The organism is Streptomyces sp. NPDC088785 (genome assembly GCF_044750685.1).
In the GTDB taxonomy this organism is placed as follows: domain Bacteria; phylum Actinomycetota; class Actinomycetes; order Streptomycetales; family Streptomycetaceae; genus Streptomyces.
Window position 1 is genome coordinate 1 of record NZ_JBIVKH010000012.1, and the last position, 22,084, is coordinate 22,084.

The 22,084-nt window shown below is 73.3% G+C and carries 25 protein-coding genes and 1 pseudogene; 17 read left to right on the forward strand and 9 right to left on the reverse strand.

Annotated elements, in window-relative coordinates:
* A pseudogene (locus tag ACIP5K_RS26900) lies at positions 1 to 83 on the reverse strand (electron transfer flavoprotein subunit beta); the annotation flags it as partial.
* 129 nt (positions 84 to 212) lie between these two features.
* Here ACIP5K_RS26900 and ACIP5K_RS26905 point away from each other — a divergent pair.
* The 3 genes from ACIP5K_RS26905 (at position 213) to ACIP5K_RS26915 (ending at position 1,816) form a co-directional block, all read left to right on the forward strand.
* Entirely contained in the window at positions 213 to 929 is a 717-nt protein-coding gene (locus tag ACIP5K_RS26905; RefSeq protein WP_401413490.1) for a TetR family transcriptional regulator, read from the forward strand.
* 131 nt (positions 930 to 1,060) lie between these two features.
* Positions 1,061 to 1,480 carry a Zn-ribbon domain-containing OB-fold protein gene (locus ACIP5K_RS26910; RefSeq protein WP_401413492.1) on the forward strand — a complete coding sequence of 140 codons (420 nt, stop codon included), beginning with the start codon at positions 1,061 to 1,063 and terminating at the stop codon, positions 1,478 to 1,480.
* Positions 1,481 to 1,507: 27 nt separating this feature from the next.
* A complete protein-coding gene (locus tag ACIP5K_RS26915; protein ID WP_401413494.1) occupies positions 1,508 to 1,816 on the forward strand; it encodes an immunity 53 family protein in 309 nt (102 codons plus the stop codon).
* A gap of 8 nt (positions 1,817 to 1,824) precedes the next feature.
* Here the strand turns inward: ACIP5K_RS26915 and ACIP5K_RS26920 are convergent, their stop codons facing one another.
* A complete protein-coding gene (locus ACIP5K_RS26920; RefSeq protein WP_401413496.1) occupies positions 1,825 to 2,775 on the reverse strand; it encodes an alpha/beta fold hydrolase in 951 nt (316 codons plus the stop codon).
* A 214-nt stretch (positions 2,776 to 2,989) separates the two neighbouring features.
* Between ACIP5K_RS26920 and ACIP5K_RS26925 the strand changes: the two genes are divergently transcribed.
* Positions 2,990 to 3,349 carry a luciferase family protein gene (locus ACIP5K_RS26925; protein ID WP_401413498.1) on the forward strand — a complete coding sequence of 120 codons (360 nt, stop codon included), beginning with the start codon at positions 2,990 to 2,992 and terminating at the stop codon, positions 3,347 to 3,349.
* A 24-nt stretch (positions 3,350 to 3,373) separates the two neighbouring features.
* On the opposite strand, the gene ACIP5K_RS26930 is transcribed toward ACIP5K_RS26925, so the two are convergent.
* Positions 3,374 to 5,113 carry a cation:proton antiporter gene (locus ACIP5K_RS26930; protein WP_401413500.1) on the reverse strand — a complete coding sequence of 580 codons (1,740 nt, stop codon included), beginning with the start codon at positions 5,111 to 5,113 and terminating at the stop codon, positions 3,374 to 3,376.
* A gap of 87 nt (positions 5,114 to 5,200) precedes the next feature.
* On the opposite strand from ACIP5K_RS26930, the gene ACIP5K_RS26935 reads away from it, so the two are divergent.
* Together ACIP5K_RS26935 and ACIP5K_RS26940 are read left to right on the forward strand one after the other, a co-directional pair.
* Entirely contained in the window at positions 5,201 to 5,776 is a 576-nt protein-coding gene (locus ACIP5K_RS26935; RefSeq protein ID WP_401413879.1) for a dihydrofolate reductase family protein, read from the forward strand.
* A 135-nt stretch (positions 5,777 to 5,911) separates the two neighbouring features.
* The gene (locus ACIP5K_RS26940) at positions 5,912 to 6,283 is read left to right on the forward strand and encodes a helix-turn-helix domain-containing protein (RefSeq protein ID WP_401413502.1); all 372 of its coding nucleotides are present in this window, start codon (positions 5,912 to 5,914) and stop codon (positions 6,281 to 6,283) included.
* A gap of 37 nt (positions 6,284 to 6,320) precedes the next feature.
* Here ACIP5K_RS26940 and ACIP5K_RS26945 read toward each other — a convergent pair whose 3' ends face one another.
* Positions 6,321 to 6,698 (reverse strand): DUF488 domain-containing protein, encoded by a 378-nt coding sequence (locus tag ACIP5K_RS26945; protein ID WP_401413504.1) that lies wholly within the window; start codon positions 6,696 to 6,698, stop codon positions 6,321 to 6,323.
* 96 nt (positions 6,699 to 6,794) lie between these two features.
* Between ACIP5K_RS26945 and ACIP5K_RS26950 the strand changes: the two genes are divergently transcribed.
* Positions 6,795 to 7,424, forward strand: a complete 630-nt coding sequence (locus ACIP5K_RS26950; RefSeq protein WP_401413506.1) for an HdeD family acid-resistance protein — start codon at positions 6,795 to 6,797, stop codon at positions 7,422 to 7,424.
* A gap of 83 nt (positions 7,425 to 7,507) precedes the next feature.
* On the opposite strand, the gene ACIP5K_RS26955 is transcribed toward ACIP5K_RS26950, so the two are convergent.
* Positions 7,508 to 8,608, reverse strand: coding sequence for a hypothetical protein (locus tag ACIP5K_RS26955; protein WP_401413508.1), 1,101 nt, complete (start codon positions 8,606 to 8,608; stop codon positions 7,508 to 7,510).
* 161 nt (positions 8,609 to 8,769) lie between these two features.
* Complete coding sequence (locus tag ACIP5K_RS26960; RefSeq protein WP_401413510.1) at positions 8,770 to 8,928, reverse strand: hypothetical protein; 159 nt, start codon at positions 8,926 to 8,928, stop codon at positions 8,770 to 8,772.
* Between the two features lie 282 nt (positions 8,929 to 9,210).
* Here ACIP5K_RS26960 and ACIP5K_RS26965 point away from each other — a divergent pair, with 282 nt between their 5' ends.
* The 5 genes from ACIP5K_RS26965 (at position 9,211) to ACIP5K_RS26985 (ending at position 14,789) form a co-directional block, all read left to right on the forward strand.
* A complete protein-coding gene (locus ACIP5K_RS26965) occupies positions 9,211 to 9,711 on the forward strand; it encodes a ferredoxin (RefSeq protein WP_401413512.1) in 501 nt (166 codons plus the stop codon).
* A gap of 152 nt (positions 9,712 to 9,863) precedes the next feature.
* Positions 9,864 to 11,054, forward strand: a complete 1,191-nt coding sequence (locus ACIP5K_RS26970; RefSeq protein ID WP_401413514.1) for an acyl-CoA dehydrogenase family protein — start codon at positions 9,864 to 9,866, stop codon at positions 11,052 to 11,054.
* 168 nt (positions 11,055 to 11,222) lie between these two features.
* Positions 11,223 to 13,133 (forward strand): PAS domain S-box protein, encoded by a 1,911-nt coding sequence (locus ACIP5K_RS26975; protein ID WP_401413516.1) that lies wholly within the window; start codon positions 11,223 to 11,225, stop codon positions 13,131 to 13,133.
* 168 nt (positions 13,134 to 13,301) lie between these two features.
* Positions 13,302 to 13,871, forward strand: coding sequence for a TetR/AcrR family transcriptional regulator (locus ACIP5K_RS26980; protein ID WP_401413518.1), 570 nt, complete (start codon positions 13,302 to 13,304; stop codon positions 13,869 to 13,871).
* Positions 13,872 to 13,928: 57 nt separating this feature from the next.
* Positions 13,929 to 14,789 (forward strand): NmrA family NAD(P)-binding protein, encoded by an 861-nt coding sequence (locus ACIP5K_RS26985; protein WP_401413520.1) that lies wholly within the window; start codon positions 13,929 to 13,931, stop codon positions 14,787 to 14,789.
* A 31-nt stretch (positions 14,790 to 14,820) separates the two neighbouring features.
* Here the strand turns inward: ACIP5K_RS26985 and ACIP5K_RS26990 are convergent, their stop codons facing one another.
* The 3 genes from ACIP5K_RS26990 to ACIP5K_RS27000 all read right to left on the reverse strand — a co-directional run bounded on the left by ACIP5K_RS26990 (position 14,821) and on the right by ACIP5K_RS27000 (position 17,030).
* Positions 14,821 to 15,237: an ATP-binding protein gene (locus ACIP5K_RS26990; protein ID WP_401413522.1), complete on the reverse strand. Its 417-nt coding sequence runs from the start codon at positions 15,235 to 15,237 to the stop codon at positions 14,821 to 14,823.
* 71 nt (positions 15,238 to 15,308) lie between these two features.
* Positions 15,309 to 15,644, reverse strand: a complete 336-nt coding sequence (locus tag ACIP5K_RS26995) for an STAS domain-containing protein (protein WP_401413524.1) — start codon at positions 15,642 to 15,644, stop codon at positions 15,309 to 15,311.
* Positions 15,645 to 16,124: 480 nt separating this feature from the next.
* Complete coding sequence (locus ACIP5K_RS27000; protein WP_401413881.1) at positions 16,125 to 17,030, reverse strand: helix-turn-helix transcriptional regulator; 906 nt, start codon at positions 17,028 to 17,030, stop codon at positions 16,125 to 16,127.
* A 215-nt stretch (positions 17,031 to 17,245) separates the two neighbouring features.
* Here ACIP5K_RS27000 and ACIP5K_RS27005 point away from each other — a divergent pair, with 215 nt between their 5' ends.
* The 5 genes from ACIP5K_RS27005 to ACIP5K_RS27025 all read left to right on the forward strand — a co-directional run bounded on the left by ACIP5K_RS27005 (position 17,246) and on the right by ACIP5K_RS27025 (position 21,930).
* A complete protein-coding gene (locus ACIP5K_RS27005; protein WP_401413526.1) occupies positions 17,246 to 17,569 on the forward strand; it encodes a carboxymuconolactone decarboxylase family protein in 324 nt (107 codons plus the stop codon).
* A gap of 36 nt (positions 17,570 to 17,605) precedes the next feature.
* Positions 17,606 to 18,448 (forward strand): SDR family oxidoreductase, encoded by an 843-nt coding sequence (locus ACIP5K_RS27010; protein ID WP_401413529.1) that lies wholly within the window; start codon positions 17,606 to 17,608, stop codon positions 18,446 to 18,448.
* 49 nt (positions 18,449 to 18,497) lie between these two features.
* Positions 18,498 to 18,905 (forward strand): cupin domain-containing protein, encoded by a 408-nt coding sequence (locus tag ACIP5K_RS27015; RefSeq protein ID WP_401413531.1) that lies wholly within the window; start codon positions 18,498 to 18,500, stop codon positions 18,903 to 18,905.
* Positions 18,906 to 18,958: 53 nt separating this feature from the next.
* Positions 18,959 to 19,429 (forward strand): hypothetical protein, encoded by a 471-nt coding sequence (locus ACIP5K_RS27020; protein WP_401413533.1) that lies wholly within the window; start codon positions 18,959 to 18,961, stop codon positions 19,427 to 19,429.
* A gap of 233 nt (positions 19,430 to 19,662) precedes the next feature.
* Entirely contained in the window at positions 19,663 to 21,930 is a 2,268-nt protein-coding gene (locus tag ACIP5K_RS27025) for a tetratricopeptide repeat protein (RefSeq protein ID WP_401413535.1), read from the forward strand.
* Positions 21,931 to 22,084 lie beyond the last annotated feature (154 nt).

Sequence of the window (22,084 nt, forward strand, 5' to 3'; positions counted from 1 at the left end):
TCAACGGTCAGGTCATCGGCGAAATGCCGGTCGCCCGTGGCATCCGGCACATACTTCACGGTGACAACGATCCTCAAGCTCACGCCGGCTCTCCTCGATCAGAGCGTCCTCGGACTGCCCAGTACGTTCTTCCGACGCCAACGTATGGCACTGAGTTCCCTCTGTAAAGGTACGTAGTGCCAAAACGGGATGTCCGGTGTTACGTTCCCCGCATGAGCGAGGCACGCGAGGTCACCGGTTCCCCCAAGAAGGCACCCATGCGGGAGGTGCTGGCCGAGGCGGCGTTCCAGCTGTACCTCGAGCGGGGCTTCGAGCGGACGACCGTCGACGACATCGTCGCGCGCGCGGGCGTCGGGCGCCGGTCCTTCTTCCGGTACTTCCCGTCCAAGGAGGACGCGGTCTTCCCCGACCACGAGAGCTGCCTGGCCGACATGACCGCGTTCCTCGACGCGGCCGGTGACGACAGCGACGCCGTCGAGATGGTGTGCGACGGCGCCCGGATCGTGCTGCGGATGTACGCCGCGAACCCCGAGTTCTCCGTCCAGCGCTACCGGCTGACGCGCGAGGTCCCCGGGCTGCGCACCTACGAACTGTCCGTGGTGCGCCGCTACGAGCGCACCCTCGCCGGATACCTGCGCCGCCGCTGGAGCGACGCCGCGGACGGCGCGCTGCGGGCCGAGGTGGTCGCCGCGTCCGTCGTCGCCGCGCACAACAACGGCCTGCGGTCCTGGCTGCGGTCGGGCGGCGAGGGCGACGCGGAGGCGGCGGTCGACCGGGCGCTCGGGCTGGTCCGGCGGATGTGGGGCGAGGCGGGGCAGGCGCCGGGGGCGGCGGAGTCCGACGAGGAGGTCGTCGTCATGGTGGCCCCCAAGGGCGCCCCCATGTGGCGGGTCATCCAGCGCGTGGAGTCGGCGCTGCGGGAGGACTGACCGGCCCGGACCGCAAGAGAGGGTACTGGGTGTCTTTACCGCGCGGCACTGAGTGCCATACGATGCGGGAGGCGTCGAGGCCGCAGCCCCGGCGTACACCGGGCGAGCGCGGGAGGCCGAGAGTGTCGGAGATGGCGGAGTGGTCCGGAAGCCGGATCGGGGCCGGGACCGGTACGGACGTGATGGCGCCGCCGACGGACCGGGAGCCGGCCGGTTTCACCTACCAGCGCTGCAAGTGGTGCGCCTCGCCGTCGTTCCGCAGGCTGCTGTGCCCGGTGTGCGCCTCCAGCGACCTGGAGACCGAACACAGCGCGGGCCTCGGCGTCGTGGTCCAGTCCCGGGTGGTGCACCGCGGCACCGGCGCGGCCCGCAACGAGTCGCTGGTCCGCTTCCCCGAGGGCTTCATCGTGCCGTGCCGGATCGTCGGCACCGCCCCCCACCTGGTGTGGGTGGGAGCCCCCGTCCGCCCCGCGCGGGGCACCGTCGTCGGGGCGACGGCCGGCGAGGTCGTCTTCGAACTGTGCGAGTACGGGACGGACGACCGGCTCTAGGACACCGCTCGCCTAGCATCTCCTGCCATGGGCGATTCGGAGCATGTCCTCGGGTGGTTGCAGGGCTGGTACGCGGCGCAGTGCGACGGCGACTGGGAGCACGAGCGGGGGGTGCGGATCGACACGCTCGACAACCCCGGCTGGTCCGTCCGCATCGACCTGGCGGAGACGGACCTGGCGGAGCGCGAGCACCCCGGCCGGGACGTCCACCGCGCTCCGCACGACTGGGTCCGGGTGTGGACGTCCGAGAAGGCCTTCCACGCCGTGTGCGGACCCGGCAACCTCGGCGAGGCCCTGACGCTGTTCCGCGCCTGGGCGGGCGCGGGAACTGCCTGAGGGCTGCGTCAGTCGAGCCCGGCGAGGAAGTCGAGCAGCGCGGCGTTCACCTCGTCCGGCCGCTCCTGCTGGATCCAGTGGCCGGCGCCGTCGAGGACGACGCGGCCGCGCAGATCGGTCAGGACGCGTTCCATCCTGTCGTCCGGCATGAAACGGGCGACCGGGTCGCGCGAGCCCGTGACGAACAGCGACGGGCAGTCGATCGTGCGCCCCGCCAGATGGTCCGTCAGGGACCAGGTGCGGTCGAGATTGCGGTAGTAGTTCAGCCCGCCGGTGAAGCCGGTCCGGGTGAACTCGGCCACGTAGTAGGCGAGTTCCGGCTCGCTGAGCCAGCGCGGCGGCGGCTGGTCCTCGTCGGGGCGCGCCGCCCACCGCGCCGAGTAGATCTCCCGGGTGATCAGTGTGCGGCGGACGTTCCGGGCGAGCGCGCGGTCGGCCGTGCCCGGCTCCTGGAACCACACGATGTAGAAGTCGTCGCCGTTGCGCCTGCGCAGCAGCGGGACCGGCGGCACGGGGGAGCGGGGCGTCGCCGGCACGCTCATCCCCGCCACCGCCCGCACCCGCTCCGGGTACGCCGTCGCCATCTGCCACACCACGATCGCGCCCCAGTCGTGGCCCACGAACACGGCGTCGTCGGCGCCCTCCGCGTCGAGCAGCCCCGCGAGATCCGCGCAGAGCGTCAGCGCGTCGTACGCGTCCGGATCCTCGGGGCGCGTGCTGCCGCCGTAGCCGCGCATGTCCGGGGCCAGCACCCGGTAACCCGCCGCGGCCAGCGCCCGTACCTGATGACGCCACGAGAAGGCCAGCTCGGGGAAGCCGTGGCACAGCACGACGAGCGGCCGGTCCGCGTCCCCGGAGGGGGCGGGCCCCTGTTCGAAGACGCGCAGCGTGATGCCGTTCGTCCCGACCTCCCGGACCGTGACGTCCTCCCAGCCGGCTCCCGGCGACGGTGTGGGCATGCGCGCGACCTCCTGCTCTGCGGTGTGGCTCCTGGGCGCAGCGCGGGACGCTGCTCGTCGGCGTACTCGATCAAGAGGCCGATCCGGTGCGAGTGAAGTCGATGGGACCCTCCCGGCACAAGGGCCGCCGGAACACCGTGACGACAAGTAGCCGGGGGAACACGACGGTTGATGGGGCTGGTCCTCCAGGTGAAGGGTGCGCGAGGATGGAGGCATGACCGCGGCCCAGCGCGCCATGTCCGAACTGGGGACATGGCCGAACCTGGTAAGTGGCCCGCCCCGGTGCTCGGTTGGGCACGCCTTCGGCGCGGCGGGCCACGAACTCATCCATTTCCACGCCGACGACTGCGCCGACCTCTACCTGACCTCCGACGCCGTCCAGCGGCTCCTGCCCCAGCTGCGGCACAGCAGCGCGATCCGGGTGCGGCCGGGCGACTCGTGGATCACCGTCCTCCTGGAGTGCGACACGGACGTGCACCTGCTGCTCAGCCTGGTGAGCGTCGCGCTGAAGGAGCACGACGCCCACGCCCGCCCGTCCCGGCCCTGCGACTGGGAGCGGCCCGTGGCCTCGTAGCCCACCCGGCGGCTCCGGGCGCGCTCACTCCTCGAAGCGGTCGCCGAACTGGTCCAGGCGCGCCTCCTCCAGGTCGAGCACGTGCTGCGCCCCTTGCAGCGCGCGCGAGCTGTACGAGCCCCGGGTGCGCGCGGCGAGCAGGGCGTCGCGTTCCGCCGAGACGACCCGCAGCCGCAGCCGGAGATAGACGACGGGGGCGCCGTCGATGCCCCGGAGCGCTTCGGCGGCCTTCTTGTGGTCCTCGTCCATGTCTGCCTCGCGCGGCCGGATCATGCTGTCCTGGCGCACCCGGTCCAGCAGTTCGGGCGGGGTGGAGCCGGCCTCCGCCGCCTCGTCGAGCGAGGCCAGCGCCGCGTCGGACATCTCGTCGATGAGCCGTCCGTACTCCGAGCGCAGCCGCTGGGGGTCGTCGCCCGGGATGCGGACCGCGCGGATCACGACCGGCAGCGTCAACCCCTGTGCGAGCAGCGTCGTCACGGCCACGACGAACGCGATGACGATCAGCTGGGCGCGGTACGGGGTGTCCTCGGGCAGCGTCTGCGCGGCCGCGACCGTGATCGCGCCCCGCATCCCCGACCAGGCGAGCACCACACCGCCCTGCCAGCCCAGCGTCTCGGTGAGCCGGAAGTCGATGTCCGCGCTCGTGCGCTGCACCCGGCGCTCGATGTGCGCCTTCTTGCGCGGGGTGAACCGCTCGCTCAGGTCGAAGGTGTCCATCCGCTCCTGCATCCGCTCGATCAGCGGCTTCGACGCGGCGGCCCGGCGTTCGTCGCGGCGCACCAGCGCCACCAACGGCACCACGAACACCATGCGGACGACGATGACGAGCCCGGTCAGGGCGAGACCGTAGAGGACGACACGGCCCGCGCCGATGCCGTTCTCGTGGGCGTGCGCCTCGTCCAGCAGCGTCTTCAGGCCGAGCCCCATCAGCAGGAAGACCGAGCTCTCCAGGAGGAAGGCGAGGGTGCGCCAGTTCATCGCCTCGCCGAGCCGGTCCCGGGCGCGCAGCAGCCGCGGGCTCAGATGGCCCGTCACCAGGCCGCAGACGACGACGGCGAGCACGCCCGACGCGTCGAACTCCTCGGCGGGCACGTACGCGACGAACGGCACGACGAACGAGATCGCCGTGTTCAGGACGGTGTCGTCGAGGAGCGCGCGCACCCGGACGTTGACCACGCCGACGACGACGCCCACGACGACCGCCAGCGCGACCGAGAAGAGGAACTGTCCCGCGACGCCCCACAGGGACACCGCGCCGGCCATCGCCGCGACCGCCGAGCGCAGCAGCACCAGGGCCGAGGCGTCGTTGACCAGCCCCTCGCCCTCCAGCAGCGTCAGCAGGCGCGACGGCAGACCGAGCTTGCGGCCCACCGACGTCGCGGCGACCGCGTCCGTCGGGCTGATCACCGCCCCCAGCGCGAACGCGGCGGGCCAGCCGACGTCCGGCATCAGCACGTGCAGCAGCCAGCCCGCCCCCAGCGTGGACACCACCACGAGCAGCACGGCGAGCCCGCCGATGGCCTTGATGTCGCGCCGGAAGTCCTGCGCGGGCATGTTCACGGCGGAGGAGTACAGCAGGGGTGGCAGGATGCCCGCCAGGACCCAGTCGGGGTCCAGCTGCACCACCGGCACACCGGGGACGAAACTGAGGGCGATGCCCACGACCACCAGGCTGAGCGGCGCGGCGAGCCCGAGACGCTGCGAGAACGCGGCCACGGCCACGATGCTCGCGACGCCGACGACGGCGATCAGGGTCACTTCCATGGCGGCCTCGCGGCGGACTGTGCAGTCTGGTGCATGCGGGCCATTGTGTCCGCGCGGGTGCCGGACGAGGCGAGAGACGAGGCCGAGATGCGCAAGATCGTCCTGATGATGTCCGTGTCCCTGGACGGGTACCTGGAGGGCCCGGGCCGCGAGATCGGCTGGCATCGGGTGGACACCGCGCTGCACCAGCACATGAACGACGTACTGGCCCCCATGGGCGGGTTCCTCAGCGGGCGTGTCACCCACGAACTGATGGCGGACTACTGGCCCGCCGCCGACGCCGACCCGAAGGCCGATCCCGTCGAGGCCGAGTTCGCGGCGATCTGGCGCGACAAACCGAAGATCGTCTTCTCGCGCACCCTGCCGCCGGGGCCCGCCGAGTGGCACACCACCGTCGTCCCCGAGGTGTCCCCGGCCGCCGTCCGCGCCCTCAAGGAGGAGCCCGGCGGCGACCTGAGCCTCGGCGGCGCCGACCTGGCCGCCACCTTCCTCGCGCACGACCTGGTCGACGAGTTCCGCATCTACATCCACCCCGTCCTGATCGGCACGGGCAAACGCGTCTTCCCGCAGGGCCCGTTCGCCCCCTCGCCCCTGCGCCTTTTGGAGACCCGCGCGTTCGACAACGGAGTCGTCCTGATCCGCCACGGCCGCGACACCGACTGACCGGCTGACCGGCCGACCGGCGCGGCGACGCGGCGGCGCGGGGAAGCGGCACAAGAACGCGTCGCGCGGATATCGCGGATATCGCTGTGAGTGAAGTCCGGCGTGACGGCGCCGCACCGCGTCTAGGCTGACGCGATGAGCGCCCACGAGACCCGCAGGCCCCGCGCCGCCCTAAGCCCCGAGCCGCTGTGGCGGCACGTCGTCGGAGACGTGCTGCGCCGCCGCCGTCGCGCCCAGAGCCGGACCTTGCAGGACGTGGCCGACGTCGCGGGCATCTCCATGCCCTACCTCTCCGAGGTGGAGCGCGGCCGCAAAGAGGCCTCGTCCGAGATGCTCGCCGCCGTCGCCGGGGCGCTCGGCCTCGGCCTGATCGACGTACTGGCGCTCGCCCAGGGCGAATTGGCGCGCGCGGCCCAGGTGCGCCGTCCCGTCTCCGTCACGGCGGCGGTCTCCGCGCGCGGCGCGGGGGCGGCCCCGGGGCGCGGCACGATGTGCCTGGCGGCCTGAGCACCGCCGCCGGGGACCGGTCCCGGCCGGCGCCCGGTCAGGCGCCGGTCACCTGCCGCACCAGGACCGGGACATGGCTGCGCTCGATCTCCTTCACGGAGGTCACCAGCGTGACCCGGCCGCGCCGCGCCAGCTCCCGGACATGGGCCACGAGACCGGCGCGCACCGGATCGGCCAGCTCGGCGGCGTAGCGCTCGGCGAAGGCGTCGAACCGGCCGGCCCGGTCCTCGTGGTACCAGGTCCGCAGGTCCTTGGAGGGCGCGATGTCCCGCAGCCACTCGTCGACGGCCGCCCGCTCCTTGGAGATGCCGCGCGGCCACAGCCGGTCGACCAGCAGCCGGGCGCCGTCGGCCGGGGCGGGCGGGTCGTAGACGCGGCGTACGGCGATGCGGTCCGGCTGCGCGTGGGTGCTCATGGGGCCATTGTCGGGCGCGGGCGCCGCCCGGCCGGCCGGTCCCCTGTTCGGCGCACCCGGATGGCCGTACCCCGTGCCGTGTGCGAAGAGTCGGACATGACCCAAGCACCGTACGACCCTCAGACCCCGCACCAGACGCCCGTCGCCGACGAGCCGTCCCCCGATCAGGGGCCGCTCGGCAGGCTCGCGCAGAACGCGTGGCAGGCCGTGCTGCTGATGGGCGTCGCCTCCCTCATCCTCGGTGTGCTCGTCCTGGTCTGGCCGGGCGCGTCGCTGTGGGCGGCGGGCGTTCTGTTCGGCATCTACCTCGTGGTGAGCGGCGTCTTCCAGCTGGTCTCCGCGTTCGGCCGGCACGTCACCACCGGGCTGCGGATCGTGGCCTTCGTCAGCGGCGCCCTGTCCGTGCTCCTCGGCCTGTTCTGTTTCCGCGGGGCCATGCAGTCGACCCTGCTGCTCGCTCTGTGGATCGGCATCGGCTGGCTGTTCCGCGGCATCACCCAGACCGTGGCGGCGGCCGCCGACCGGACCGTGCCCGCGCGCGGCTGGCAGATCTTCCTCGGCGTGGTCACGGCCCTGGCCGGAATCGTCCTGATCGACTCGCCGTTCGAGTCGGTCGCGGTCCTCACCCTGGTCGGCGGGCTGTGGCTGCTGGTGGTCGGCGTCGTGGAGATCGTCACGGCGTTCGCCGTGCGCGGCAAGGCGAAGAGGATCCCGCACGGGGCGTGAGCGCGCGAAGGTCCCGCCGCGACCCGCGGCGGGACCCTCGATCAGCCGGCGGCGGCCCCGGCGCGCGGGGCCGACCGGAGCCGTCACACGCCGACGGTCTCCTCCTCCTCGGCGACGTCCTCCTCCGGCTCCGCGACCGCGGCCGGGGCCTGGGCTGCCGTCGGGGCTGCGGTCGGGGCCGGGCCGGCGGCGTGCCGCGCCGTCGCCGTGCGCTCCTGCCGGCGCTCGGCGAGCGCCGCGATCCCGATGACGACGAGGCCCACGGCCAGCCAGGCCACCAGTGTCCACAGGTTCCGCGCGAGGTCGTGGTGGCCGAAGTAGACGAGGCTGCGCGCGCCCTCGACGAAGCCGGCGCCGTTCCAGAACGCGTGCAGGCTGCCGAAGAACCCGTTCTGGAGCTCGGGCCGGAAGATGCCGCCGGAGCTGGTGAAGTTCAGCATCACGAACAGGACCATCACGCCGAGCGTCGTCCAGCGCTTCAGGAACGTGTGCAGGCCGACGCCGATGAACAGGATGCCCGCCGAGTACAGCCAGGCCATGCCCCACAGCCCCCAGAGGCTGGTGTGGGCGAGGTGGAAGAGGGGCCCCGCGAACGCCGCGCCGATCAGCGCGACCACCCCGGAGACCCCGACCACGAGCAGGGCCCTGGCCCGCATCCGCAGGGCGGCGCCCACGCCGCCGAGCACCGCCACCGACGCGTACGAGCCGATGCTGAGGGCGACGAGCAGGAAGAACAGCCCCTGGCCCGTCGGGTCGTCGTCCACCGTCGGCACCACGTCCGTGACCTTCAGCGGCTCACCCTGCTCCGCGGCGACCGGCGTGAAGATCTTCTGGACGACGGAGACCGTGGTGTCGGAGCCGGCCGAGGCCACGATCAGCTCGGGCGTCCGCGCGCCCTCGCCGCCGAGGACGTAGGCGCCGTCGATGTCCCGCGTCCTGAGCAGGTCGACGGCGTCGGCCCGGGCGTCGAGGGTACGGACGTCCAGCGCGTCGCCCCCCTTGTCCTTCACCGTCTGGGCGAAGACCTTCGCCTCGGCGCCCGAGCCGACGACGGCGACGGGCAGGTGGTGCGGCTCCGGGTGGGCGAACGCGCCCAGATACGCCAGGCCCATGCCCACGCACATCAGGAGCGGGGTGAGCAGATGCGTCAGCACGTGACGCAGCGCGGGATTGCGCGCGGGCATGGGCGGGACCTCCGTGGTTCGGCGTGACCGGCCGGGCCGATGCGATCGGCCGTTCGGTTGGCTTATACAACTTCTACTTCAGTTGCACTGTACAACCGGTTGGGGTGGGGAAGGGCCACGGAGGCTGTGAGCCTCCCCACCCCGGCCCGCCGAAGAGGCGGTCAATCCTCTCCGCGCACCAGATTCCACTCCTGGTCCGGCTCGCCCTCGGGCCCGGCCGGCTCGCCGGTCTCACGGTGCGCGGGGCGGCAGGTGCGCACCCGGCCCGTGACCTCGCGTCGGGTCTCGCCGGGGTGGGGTGCGCGGACGGTGACGGCCATGGTCGCTCCTCTGTGCGGTCTCTCGCGGTCCGATGGGGTCGGCGTGCGGTGCGGTGCGGACGGACGTGGGGTCGGACGCCGCGGCCCACGCCGTCGGCGCGCGGGGCGTCGCAGGTCCGGAGGCGCGGCGTGCGGGTACCCCGGGGGCCGCGGGCCAACCGGGAGGGCGTCCCGGCCCCGCGCGGCCGGGTCCTCCGCTGACCTGGGGGAGGGCGGGTTTGGCGGTCCCGGATCCGGCTACCCGCCCCGCGAGTCGTACGAGCCGTGGAAGGGAGCCGGGCCGTGACCCCCCTGACGAAGCACGCGAACTCCCGCGCGGAGGAGGCCCGGAGCACGGAGCGCGCCTCCACGGGAGAACCGTCCAAGGACGCGCTCGTGCGGTACCTGGAGGACCGGTTCGCCTGCGCCCAGTCCTGCACCGAGTGCGCCCGCTCCTGCGCCGTGCAGGTGAGCTCCGCCGACCGGGCGGAGATCGCCGCGGCGGCGCGGGGCCCCGCCGGACCGCCGGCCGCCGGCGCGGAGCCCGGCTCCGCCGCCCGCCCGCCGCTGGAACCGCGCCGCACCCTGCTGCTGTGCGTCGAGGTCTGCGACGCCACCTGCCGGCTGCTGTCGGAGGAGAACCTGCGGGACGAGTACGCACTGCGCCTCCAGGTCGAATGGTGCCGCGCCGTCGCCCTGGAGTGCGCGCACGCCTGTGACCGGGTCCCGGCCGCCGAGGAGACCGCCCGGCGGTGCCGGGCGTGCGCGCGGGCCTGCACCGACTTCCTGGCGACGCTGGGCTGAGCCGCCGTCCCGCGGGGCGGGCCGCGGCGTCCCGGGTGCAGCCGGGGGCGTCCCCGCCATTCACAATTTCTGGAACGGGTTCTACTGTGTGCGCCGTCGCACCGCGCCTGAAAGACCGTCAGGCGCCGCCCAGTCGACCGCCAGGAGGGGCCGTGCACCTCGAATACACGCCTGAGCAGCAGCAGTTGCGCACCGAGCTGCGCGCCTACTTCGCCGAGCTCGTGCCCGACAACGCCTACGCCCGCTACGAGGACCCGGCCGCCCAGAAACGCTTCTACCGGGAGACCGTGCGCCGCCTGGGCTCCGACGGCTGGCTCGGAGTGGGCTGGCCCAAGGAGTACGGCGGCCGGGGCCTGACCCCGATGGAACAGTTCATCTTCTTCGACGAGGCCGCCCAGTCGGGCGTGCCGCTGCCGCTGATGGCGCTCAACACCGTGGGCCCGACGCTCATGCGGTTCGGCTCGGACGAGCAGAAGGAGTACTTCCTGCCGAAGATCCTCGCCGGGGAGATCGACTTCGCCATCGGCTACAGCGAGCCGGACGCGGGCACCGACCTGGCCGCGCTCCGGACGAAGGCGGTCCGCGAGGGCGACGAGACGGACGGCCACTACACGGTGAACGGCCAGAAGATCTGGACGACCAACGGCGACACCGCCGACTGGGTGTGGCTCGCGGTGCGCACCGACCCCGACGCCCCGCCCCACAAGGGCATCACCATGCTGCTCGTCCCGACGTCGGACCCCGGCTACTCCTGCACCGTCATCAACACCCTCGCCTCGCACGACACCACCGCCAGCTACTACGAGGACATCCGGGTGCCCGCCACGCGCCGGGTCGGCGAGGAGAACAAGGGCTGGCGCCTGATCACCAACCAGCTCAACCACGAACGCGTCACCCTCGCCGCCCACGGCACCATGGCCATCCGCGCCCTGCACGACGTCCAGCGCTGGGCCATGGACACCAAACTCGCCGACGGACGCCGCGTCATCGACCTCGGCTGGGTCAGGAAACGCCTCGCGCGGACCCACACCCTCCTGGACGCCATGAAACTCCTCAACTGGCAGATGGTGAACGCCGTCCAGCAGGGCACCCTCACGCCCCAGGACGCCTCCGCCGTGAAGGTCTACGGCTCGGAGGCGCGCCGCGACGCCTACGCCTGGCTGATGGAGGTGACGGGCGCCGCCGGAGCGCTGAAGGAGGGCAGCGCGGGCGCCGTCCTCCACGGCGAACTGGAACGCGGCTACCGCTCGGCCGTCATCTTCACCTTCGGCGGCGGCAACAACGAGATCCAGCGCGAGATCATCTCGTGGATCGGCCTGGGGATGCCGCGGGTGCGCCGCTGACGGAGTGCCCGTCCGGGCGCCGGGCGCTCCCGGCAGGCCGACGCGACCACCCTGATCCGCGGGCGGCGGAGTGCACGGGAATCACGACCCGTTCCGGCAAGAAGCGACATATACGGGCGCTTGAGGACAACGGTCCTGTGCCGGGCCCCCTCGATGCTGAGATGGGTCATGACATCGGGTGAACAAGGAGCACGGCGCCGCACGATCTCCGTATCCGAGGAGCCGTTCCGCGCGTTGCTGGAGGCGGCTCCCGACGCGATGGTGATCGTGGACGACGCCGGGGTGATCCGTCTGGTCAACGCCCAGACGGAGACGCTGTTCGGCTACCCGCGCAGCGAGCTGCTCGGGCGCCCCATCGAGATCCTGGTCCCGCAGCGGTTCCGGGCGCAGCACCCCGGCCACCGCATGGGCTACTCGGCGAACCAGCAGATCCGCCCCATGGGCGCCGACCTCGAACTGCACGGACTGCGCAGGGACGGCGCCGAGTTCCCGGTCGAGATCAGTCTCAGCCCCCTCCAGACGCCCGACGGGCTGCTGATCTCCGCCGCCGTCCGCGACGTCAGCGAGCGCAAGGCCGCCGAAGCCCGGTTCCGCGCCCTGCTGGAGGCCGCCCCGGACGCCATCGTGATCGTCGACGACGCCGGCACCATCCAGCTCGTCAACGCCCAGACCGAGGCCCTCTTCGGCTACGGACGCGAAGAACTCCTGGGGCGCCGGGTCGAGATCCTGGTGCCCCACCGCTTCCACGACCAGCACCCCACCCACCGCCACGGCTACGTCGGCGACCATCGCGTGCGCCCCATGGGTGCGGGCCTGGAGCTCTACGGGCTGCGCAAGGACGGCGTCGAGTTCCCCGTCGAGATCAGCCTCAGCCCGCTGGAGACGCCGGAGGGCACCCTGGTCTCCGCCGCCATCCGCGACGTCAGCGAGCGCAAGGCGGCCGAGGCCCAGCTCGCGGAGCTCTACGAACAGCAGCGGCACGTCGCGCTCACCCTGCAACGCAGCCTGATGGGCTCTCCGGCCCCCCTGCCCGGCATGGACACCTCCAGTCGCTACTTCCCCGCCCGGCAGGGCCCGGGCGTGGGCGGGGACTGGTTCGACCTGATCGCATTGGGCGGCGGCCGGGTGGGGGTGCTGATCGGTGACGTCATGGGGCGCGGCCTGGAGGCCGCCGCCGTCATGGGACAGCTCCGCTCGGCGTCGCACGCCCTGGCCAAGACCGGGATGCCGCCCTGGCAGCTGATGCGGGCCCTGGACGCGGTCGTCAGCGAACTGCCCGATCAGCTCGTCACCTGCTGCTATCTGATCCTGGACCCTGACGAGAGCGCGCTGACCGTGTGCTCCGCGGGACATCTGCCGGTCCTGCTGGTGGACTCCACCGGACAGGTCCGCAGACTCCCGGTCCCCGTCAGCGTCCCCCTCGGTGTCGGCGAGATCCCCCACCAGGAGACGCGGCTCGACGTGCCCCCGGCCTCGGTGCTCGCCCTGTACACCGACGGGCTGGTGGAGACCCCCACGAGTGACATCGAGGAACAGATCGACGCCCTCGCCATCGCCCTGGAGAAGGCCACCGCGGGCACGCCCTGCCTCGAAGCGGCCGCCGACTCGGTCCTCGCGTCCCTGCTGCCCGGCCCCCAGGACTACGCCGACGACGTGACCCTCCTGCTCGCCCGCATTCCGCCCACCCCGGCGACCGCCGTCTCGGCGGTGCTGCCCGCCCGACCCGTCAGCGTGGGCGACGGGCGGCGCTTCCTGCGCCGCACGCTGGAGGACTGGGACTGCGACACCCTCGTCGACACCGCGTGCCTCCTCGGGTCCGAGCTCCTGTCCAACGCGGTACGGCACGCCTGCGATCCGCTGCGGCTCCGCCTGCGCCGCACCAGGGACGAACTCCACATCGAGGTCAGCGACGGCAGCCCCGTCCTGCCCCGCGCCAGGATCGCGGGCCTGGAGGAGGAGTCGGGCCGCGGCCTGGCCCTGCTGAACCAACTCGCCGCCACCTGGGGCACCTTGCCCACCCAGGAGGGCAAGGCCGTGTGGTTCGCCCTCCCGTTGCCCGACCCGGCGGCCGACGGGTGACCTTCCCGCGGCCCGGCCCGGGCGCCCGGCGGCGCCACCGGCCCGGTTTGTCGCCGGTCGCGTTCCGGGTTACTTTCGATACGCAACCGTAGCGTAGCGAAAGTGGGAGTCGGAGTGGCGAGCGCGGCGAACGGCCCACGGGCCGGTGACACGGGTGGGCCGCCGGTCATGGGGAGGCCGCGCGACACCGGCCGTGGGCTGGCGATCCTGGAGGCGACGCTGTCGCTGCTGACCGAGGTGGGGTACGAGCAGCTGTCCATGGAGGCGGTCGCGAGTCGCTCCGGGTCGGCGAAGACGACGATCTACCGCCGCTACCGCGACAAGGCCGCACTGGTCGCCGCCGCGGTCGAGCACCGTGCGCGGGCCACGCCTCCCGAACCGGCCGCGGACGACCTCCGGGCGAATCTGCTCGGGCTCGTCTCCTGGCTGGCCGGGCAGATCGCCGAGCAGGAGATCGGCCTGCTCGGGGCACTGTTCGCCGGGATGCGCAGCGATGCGCGGCTCGCCGAGGAGATGCGCCGCATCCTGCGCCGCGACGAGGCCGCGATGACCGACGAGCCGCTGCACCGGGCGATCCGGCACGGAGAACAGCTCACCCCCGGGGCCGCCGCCCTCTTCGCCGAGGTCGCCCCGGCCGTCATCGTGCACCGCGTCGTGATCGCGGGCGAGGTGTGCGACGAACCCTTCGTCGAGCACCTCGTCGACGACATCCTGCTGCCGCTCCTGCGCAGCCGCTGACCCCCGCCCCGCCCGCGGACCCCGGACGGGCGCGGCGGGAACGAAAGGAACCCCCACATGATCGTCGTCACCGGTGCCACCGGTTCCCTCAACGGTGCCACCGTCGAACACCTCCTCGGGCGGCTGCCCGCCGAGCGGATCGGCGTCAGCGTGCGAGACACCTCGAAAGCGCGGCACTTCGCCGACCGCGGGGTTCGCGTGCGCCGGGGCTCCTACGAGGACCCGGCCGCGCTGCGGCACTCCTTCGAGGGTGCCGAGCAGGTCCTCCTCGTCTCCTCCAACGACCCGCACGCCGACGCCGTCGCGCTGCACCGCGCCGGTATCGACGCCGCCGTCGCGGCGGGCGCCCGCCGCATCCTCTACACCAGCCACCAGGGCGCCGGAGCGGACAGCCCCTTCCGTCCGGCCCGCGACCACGCCGCCACCGAGCAGTTGCTGGCCGATTCCGGCGTCGCGTGGACCGCACTGCGCAACGGTTTCTACGCCCACAGCCTCGGCCGGCTGCTGGGGCCCTGGCGGCGGAGCGGCACGATCACCGCCCCTGCCGACGGACCCGTCTCCTGGACCGACCGCGCGGATGCCGCCGAAGCCGCAGCCGTCATCCTCGCCGGGGACCGTGCCTTCGACGGCCCGGTCACGCTCACCGCCCGGCGGGCCGTGACGTTCGACGACGTCGCCGACCTGGCGTCGAAGGCCGCCGGCCGCACGGTCGAGCGCGTCACGCTCGACGACGAGAGGTGGGTCGCGGCCACGGTCGCCGCCGGCACGCCCGAGGAGATGGCGCGGATGACGCTCACCACCTTCCAGGCCGCACGCGAGGGCCGCTTCGCCGGTGTCGATCCGCTGCTCGCCGGGCTTCTCGGCCGTGAGCCCCGGACCGTCGCCGACCGGCTCGCCGCGGACGTCGACGACGCCTGAGCGGCGGCGTGCCGCGGCGGTGTGCGGCGGATCAGGCCAGAGCCACGTCGGCGATGATGCGCTTCCCCTTGCCGGGGAGGACCTCCACGGTCACGGCCCGCGCCAGGCGCTGGACGGTGGGCCACCCGTAGCCCCCGGGCAGGAACGTGCCCGCGGGACGGGCGACGAGGGTGGGTGTCGCGGTGCTCGCGTCCTGCACGATCACGCGCGCGACGTCGTCCTCCACCCGGCAGTGGAAGCCGGTCACGCCGCCCGCGTGCAGCATCGCGTTGGTCACGAGCTCCGAGACCACGAGCAGCACGTCGGACACCATCGTCGGAATCAGGGTGAGGCCCGTGCGGGCGGTGAAACCGGCGAGTACCTCACGGGCCCTGCCCCGTGCCTCGGCCGGTGCGTCGCCGGGTGCCTCGATGGGGCCTTCGTTCTCGCGGCCGTACTGGATGTCCATTGCAGCCCCTTCGGGATCGCTCTCGGTCGAGCGCCGCCTGGTGTCCGCATGCCCGGTATGCGCCGCGCGAATCACCGGTGGTCCCTCCGGCCGCCCGGCAGTCGGGGTGCTTCGCGTCCCGCCCGGGCGTCGTCGGCGGTGGCGTACCGGGGGAACCGCGGTGCGGCGTCGAGGAGGTCCAGGATCGTCGCGATGAAGAGCTGGTCGTAGACCAGGCGCAGTCCGTGGCCGGCCCGTTCGCAGTGCTCCTGTGCGCCCTTCAGCTCGCGGACCGTGGCGGTGTCGATGAAGGTGACCGCCCGCAGATCCACGATGAGCCAGGCGTCGCGGGTCTGCCGGCAGCTGCCCCGCAGTACGGCGGTGAGTACGGGCAGGCGGGCGATGTCGAGCTCTCCATGAAGCCGCACGACGCGGCAGGCTGCTCTGGGGACGGGCCATGAGTCGTCGATCGGGTTCCCTCTCCTCGCGTGTCGCACCACCGGCACGAACGACGCGCGGAGGTGAAGGACCGCGGGTCGGGTGTCATGGCGGAGGCCGCCGCTTCGGGGGCGGCGGCCTCGTGCCCTGCGCGGCGCGACCCCCGAGAGTGCCGCGGAGCACTCCCTCCGAGCTGCCGGGGGCATGGGCTGGACCGGCGTGGAAACTGCTCCGAGGGACGGTCCGGACCTGCACGGCATCCGCGGGAGACGATGCGGGGCCCGGCGTCGTGCTCCGCAGGCTCACCCTGCTGCGGAGAAGGGCCTCTGAGCGACAACACCCGACTGGTGCGAAGAGGCGATGACGTCAATCTAGGGCAATCGATGAAGGACCGTACCCAATATGCGAAAACTGGTACGAAGAACAGTTTCCGATCATGGTCTCGCCGCAGGGTCGGCGACGGCAGTGGGTCACGGACGCGGGTGGTCGGCGGTGTGCGGCCCGGTGGCCGCCGGGTGGTCGGCGGTGGCGGCCCAGCTGGCGAGGAGCTTCAGGGCGTCGTGGTCCGAGGTGCCGGGTGCGGCGGTGTACGCGGTGAGGGTGAGGCCGGGCCGGACGGGCAGGTCCATGGCGTCGAAGTCGAGGGTGATCCCGCCGACGGCGGGGTGGTGGAAGGACTTGCGGCCGGTGTGGTGCAGGCGCACGTTGTGCTTGGCCCAGGCGGTGCGGAACTCCTCGCTGCGGGTGACGAGTTCGCCGATGAGGCCGGTGAGGTCGCTGTCGTGCGGTGCGCGGCCCGCTTCGGTGCGCAGGAGGGAGACGGTGGTGTTCAGGGACGTGTCCCAGTCGGGGAAGAAGGCCCGGCCCGCGGGGTCCAGGAACTGATAGCGGGCGATGTTGACCGGGCGCGGGGCGTCACCGGCGTACAGCGGCGAGTAGAGGGCACGGCCCAGGGTGTTGGCGGCGAGGATGTCCAGGCGGCCGTTGCGGATGAAGGCCGGTGAGTCGGTCATGGACTCCAGGATCCGCAGGACGCTGTCCGGGATCGGTCCGCGACCGCGTCCGGCGCGCCGAGCGGGCCGTTTCGCCGCGGCGCGCGCCAGGTCGTAGAGGTGGGCGCGCTCGGCGTCGTCGAGCTGGAGTGCGCGGGCGACGGAGTCGAGGACCTCTTCCGAGGCGCCGGCGATGCGGCCGCGCTCCAGACGCACGTAGTAGTCGATGCTGACGCCCGCCAGCAGGGCGACTTCCTCCCGGCGCAGCCCGGGCACGCGTCGGTTCCCCCCGTAGGCGGGCAGCCCGGCCTGCCGCGGGGTGATCTTGGCGCGGCGGGAGGCCAGGAACTCACGGATGTCGCTCTCGGTACTCACGCATTCCAGGCTAAGCCGGTCACGGGGCCGGTGGGGGGTCCTGTCAGTACCTGGAGGGCCAGGCCCTCCCCGGCCGCGCCGATCTGCGTTTTCCTCGATATCGGCAGGGGTTGGTGCCCGCGGCGCCGCCCCGGTGCGCGGCCCGGCCGCCGCCCGCAGGGGCCGTCTCCACCCGGAGCAGCGACCTGCGCCGATTCGTCCCGCTCCGATCGAGGAGGCAGCGCATGCCGAAGCAGTCCGCACCCCAGGAGCTCGCCGCCCTCGCGCCGAAGCTCGTCGAGGTCACCGACGACGTCCTGTTCGCCGACATCTGGGAACGCCCCGGGCTGTCCCCGCGGGACCGCAGTCTGGTCACCGTGAGCGTGCTGGCCGCCCTCTACCGCTCCGAGCAGCTCGGCTACCACCTGGGCGTCGCCCTGGACAACGGCCTGAGCGTCGAGGAGCTGTCCGAGGCCATCACCCACCTCGCCTTCTACGCGGGCTGGCCCAACGCCATGACCGCGGTCAACCACCTCAAGAAGGTCGCCGCCGACCGCGACGTCGGCTGACCCCCCTCCACGACCCCTTCGGAACGGAGCACCCCCATGAGCAAGGTCTTCCTGATCACCGGCGCCGGACGCGGGCTCGGCGCGGATCTCGCGCGTCAGGCACTCGCCGCCGGCCACCAGGTGGTGGCCACCGGCCGCCGCCCCGGCCACATTCTCGAAGCCCTCGGCGGCGAGCAGGACAACCTGCTGGTCACCGCCCTGGACATCACCGACCCGGCCAGTGCCCGGAACGCGGTCCGGGCCGCCGTCGACCGCTTCGCGCGCATCGACGTACTGATCAACAATGCCGCCAACTTCTACGCCGGCTACTTCGAGGAGATCTCCGACGCGCAGATGCGCGCGCAGATCGAGACGAACCTGTTCGGTCCGATGAACGTGACGCGCGCGGTCCTTCCCGTCATGCGGGCCCGGCGCGACGGCCACGTCCTCACCATCTCCTCCCTGGCCGGCGCGGTCGGCCAGGAATTCTGCGTCGCCTACGCCGCCGCGAAGTTCGGTGTCGAGGGCTTCATGGAATCCCTGCGGCACGACGTCGAGCCGTACAACATCCGCACCACCGTCGTCGAGCCCGGCTTCTTCCGCACCGAGCTGCTGGTGGACACCTCCACCACCTGGGCCGACCTGTCGATCGACGACTACGCCGGGCGCACCGCCGCCACGAAGAAGCAGTGGCAGTCCATGAACGGGCAGCAGCCCGGCGACCCCGCCAAGCTCGCCTCGGCTCTGCTGGCGCTCGCGGACCAGGAACAGCCGCCGGCCCGGTTCGTCGCCGGAGCCGACGCCATCGAGGCCGTCACGCTCAAGGCCCGGGAACTGCTCGCGCAGGCCGAGGCCTCCCGCGCACTGGGCGGTGACCTCGCCCACGACGACGCCGCCTGACCGCCCGCCGTCCCACCCCCCCTACCGCTCACGACCGAGGAGAAGAGCCATGGAACACATCACCTCCACCCCCACCCTGAAGGCCCCCGCGGAGCGCTTCACCGGCGACGTCCACCTCACCGTGATCGAGGCCCCCACCGAGCCCGCCCGCCTCGCGGCCGCGCTCGTGCGCTTCACCCCCGGCGCCCGCACCCACTGGCACTCCCACGCCAACGGACAGGTCCTCCACGTCACCGACGGCGTCGGCCTGGTCGTCACCCGCGACGGCGACATCGCACGCGTCGGCGCCGGCGGGACCGTCACGTGCCCGGCCGGCGAGGAACACTGGCACGGCGCCACCGACACCACCTTCATGGCACACCTCGCCCTCGTCGTCGGTGACGGTGCCGGCGACGGCACCACCTGGCTGGAGCCCGTCACCGACGAGCAGTACAGGACCGCCCTCGCCACCGGCTGATCCGCTCGCCTCGGTCCGGCAGAATGAGGCCATGACGACCCTCCGAAAGGCAGATGCCGCGTAGACGGCCCGGCGCCCTGCGCGCCGAACAGCGGGACCGGCGTACCGGGGAGGCCACGCCGCCGGACCGGATCCACGGGCTCTCGGCCCGTACCAGCGGGGCCATAGACCGGGTGGAGCGGTTCTCGGACGACTACCACCTCCACCCGGGAGCCACCGACCGCGCGTTGCGGCGCTACCGCTCGTTCGTCGGACCACCGGGACGCAAGCCCCGGTACCCGCGGGCCGCGCGGTGCTCGTGCCGCGGCTGTTCCTTCGACGACGTGCGACACGCGCGCGACGTGCTCGCGGACGTGCTGCGGCGGTTGCCGGCCGGGGCCCGCGGCGAACTGCGGCGGCACGTGGCCCGGCTGGACGACGCGTACCGGGCACGCACCCTTCCCGACCCCTTCGCCGGACGCCGGCAGTGGCGGTCCGACCTCTGGTGGCGCCGGCGTCTCGCGGACGGCCCGGAGGGTGGTTGATACCGGACGGTGGTTGATACCGGAGGGTGGTTGACATGCGCGCGGGGGCGCGGCGACCGCGGGCGCCCGTCGCCGCGCACCCGGCACCCGGCGGACCCGGCCCGCGGCCCGTGGCCGGACTTGGCCCGACGCGCGTACGGCACCGTACAAAGTCGACAGCCGGGTAGCCATACTGGACCGAGGTCCTGCCCGGGGAGGGCGCGGAGGCGACGCGACGGGGGCGATGGCGGACGATGCCGGAGTTGGGGGACACCCGCGACATCAGGATGATCCACGGGCGGTACCGGCTGCTGGACCGGATCGGCCGCGGCGGCATGGGCGAGGTGTGGCGGGCCCGGGACGAGTCGCTGGGCCGGCACGTCGCCGTGAAGTGCCTGAAGCCGCTCGGACCGCAGCGCGACCAGTCCTTCACCCGGATCCTGCGGGAGCGCTTCCGCAGAGAGGCGCGGGCGGCCGCCGCACTCCAGCACCGCGGCATCACCGTCGTCCACGACTTCGGCGAGTACGAGGGCGTCCTCTATCTGGTGATGGAGTTGCTGGAGGGCAGGAATCTCAGCCAGCTCCTGGCGGAGGACCGGCACCAACCGTTCGCGGTGGACGACGTCGTGGACGTCGCCGAGCAGGTCTCCGCGGCGCTGGCGTACACCCACGAACAGGACATCATCCACCGCGATCTGAAACCCGCGAACATCGTCCGGCTCGCCGACGGCACCGCCAAGATCTGCGACTTCGGCATCGCCCGGCTCGGCCACGACATCGGCTTCACCGCCCGGCTCACCGGCACCGGCATCGCCATGGGGACCCCGCACTACATGTCGCCCGAGCAGATCGGCGGCACCCAGGTCGACCCCCGCAGCGACCTCTACTCCCTCGGCTGCGTCCTGTACGAGATCGCCACCGGCGCGCCCCCGTTCGACCAGGACGACGCCTGGGCGGTGCTCGTCGGCCACCGCGACACCCCGCCGGAGCCGCCGCGCAGCCACCGCCCCGACCTGCCCGCGTACGTCGAACGGATCATCCTCGACCTGCTCGCCAAGGAACCCGACGCACGGCCGCGCGACGCGGGGGAGGTGGGCCGGCGCATCGCCGCCGGGCGCACCGGGAGCACGCCCCACGCACCCACCGTGCGGACCCCGCCCGTCGCCCCGCACCCCGCGACCCGGGAGATCCCCGCACCGCGGACCCCGCACGAGGCCGGCCTGCCGTCCTGGACCCGGGGCATGACCACCGGACACAAGGCCGCCGCGGGCGCCGGCCCGCGCACCACCCCGCCGGACGGCGCGGCCGGACTCACCGGCGCATGGGTGGTCCCGCGCCCCACCGAGCCCTTCCCCGCCCGCCCGGCCGGAGCCGAACCCCCCTCACCCGCGCCCGACCCGGCGGCCGCCCTCGCCTCCCGGCACGAGACGGGCCTCGGCCTCGGGCGGCTCGGCCGCTGGACGGAGGCCGGGGAGCTGCACCGCTCCGTCGCCGCCGACCGTGAGCGACTGCTCGGCCCCGACCACCCCGACACCCTCGCCAGCCGCTACGAGATCGCCCTCGGCCTCAGCCGCACCGGCCGCGCCGCGGAGGCGCTGCGCGCGTACCGGCACGTGGTGGACGGCCGCACCCGCGCCCTCGGCGCCGAGCACCCCGACACGCTGGGCGCACGGCAGGAAGTGGCGTACGTCCTCGGCAAGCTGGGGCGGCACGCCGAGGCCCACCAGGCGTACGCGGACGTCCTCGCCGCCCGCGAGCACGCCATGGGACCCGACCATCCCGACACCCTGCGCTGCCGCCACAACCTCGCCTTCAACCTCAGCCGGCTGGGCCGCCTGGAGGAGTCGTACCGGATGGCCGGGCAGGTGGCGCGGGCCCGCGCCCGGGTACTGGGCGCCGACCACCCCGACACCCTCGTCACCCGCTGCGAAGTCGGCTACACCCTGGGCCGGTTGGGCCGCTGGGCCGATGCCCTGCGGACCTACCGCGAGGTCGCCGCGGCCCGGACCCGGACCCTCGGCCCCGACCACCCCGACACGCTCGCGGTGCGCTACGAGGTCGGCATCGGCCTCGGCCGCCTCGGCCGCAGCGCGGAGGCCCTCGCCCTCTACCGCGACCTGATCGACGACCGCACCCGGGTGAGCGGCCCGCACGACCCCGAGACGCTGCGCGCCCGGCACGGCCTCGGCGTCAACCTCGGCCGGACGGCCCGCTGGGAGGAGGCCCTGGCCGAGGCCCGCGACGTCTGCGCGATCCGCGAGCGGGTGCTCGGCCCCGACCACGTCGACACCCTCGTCAGCCGCCGCGAGATCGCGGTCGGCCTCGGCTGGCTCGGCCGCTGGCAGGACGCGCTCACCGAGTACCGCACGGTGGCCGACGCCCGCGAGCGGGTCCTGGGCGCGACCCACCCCGACGCCCTCGCCAGCCGCAGCGACGAGGCCCACTGCCTGGAGCAGGTGGGCCGCGGCGCGGAGGCGACGGAGCTGTACCGGCGGGTGGCGACGGCGCGGCGCGGCGGCTAGGCACTGTCCGGCGGATCTGGCGGATCTGGCGGATCTGGCGGATCTTGTCGCGGGCGCGGGGTCCGGCGCGCCGACCTGCGGCGTTGTCGTCGGTCGCCAACGCTCCGCGTCGACGCCCCCTCCGCCTTGCCTCCGCCTGGCATCTCGACGCACC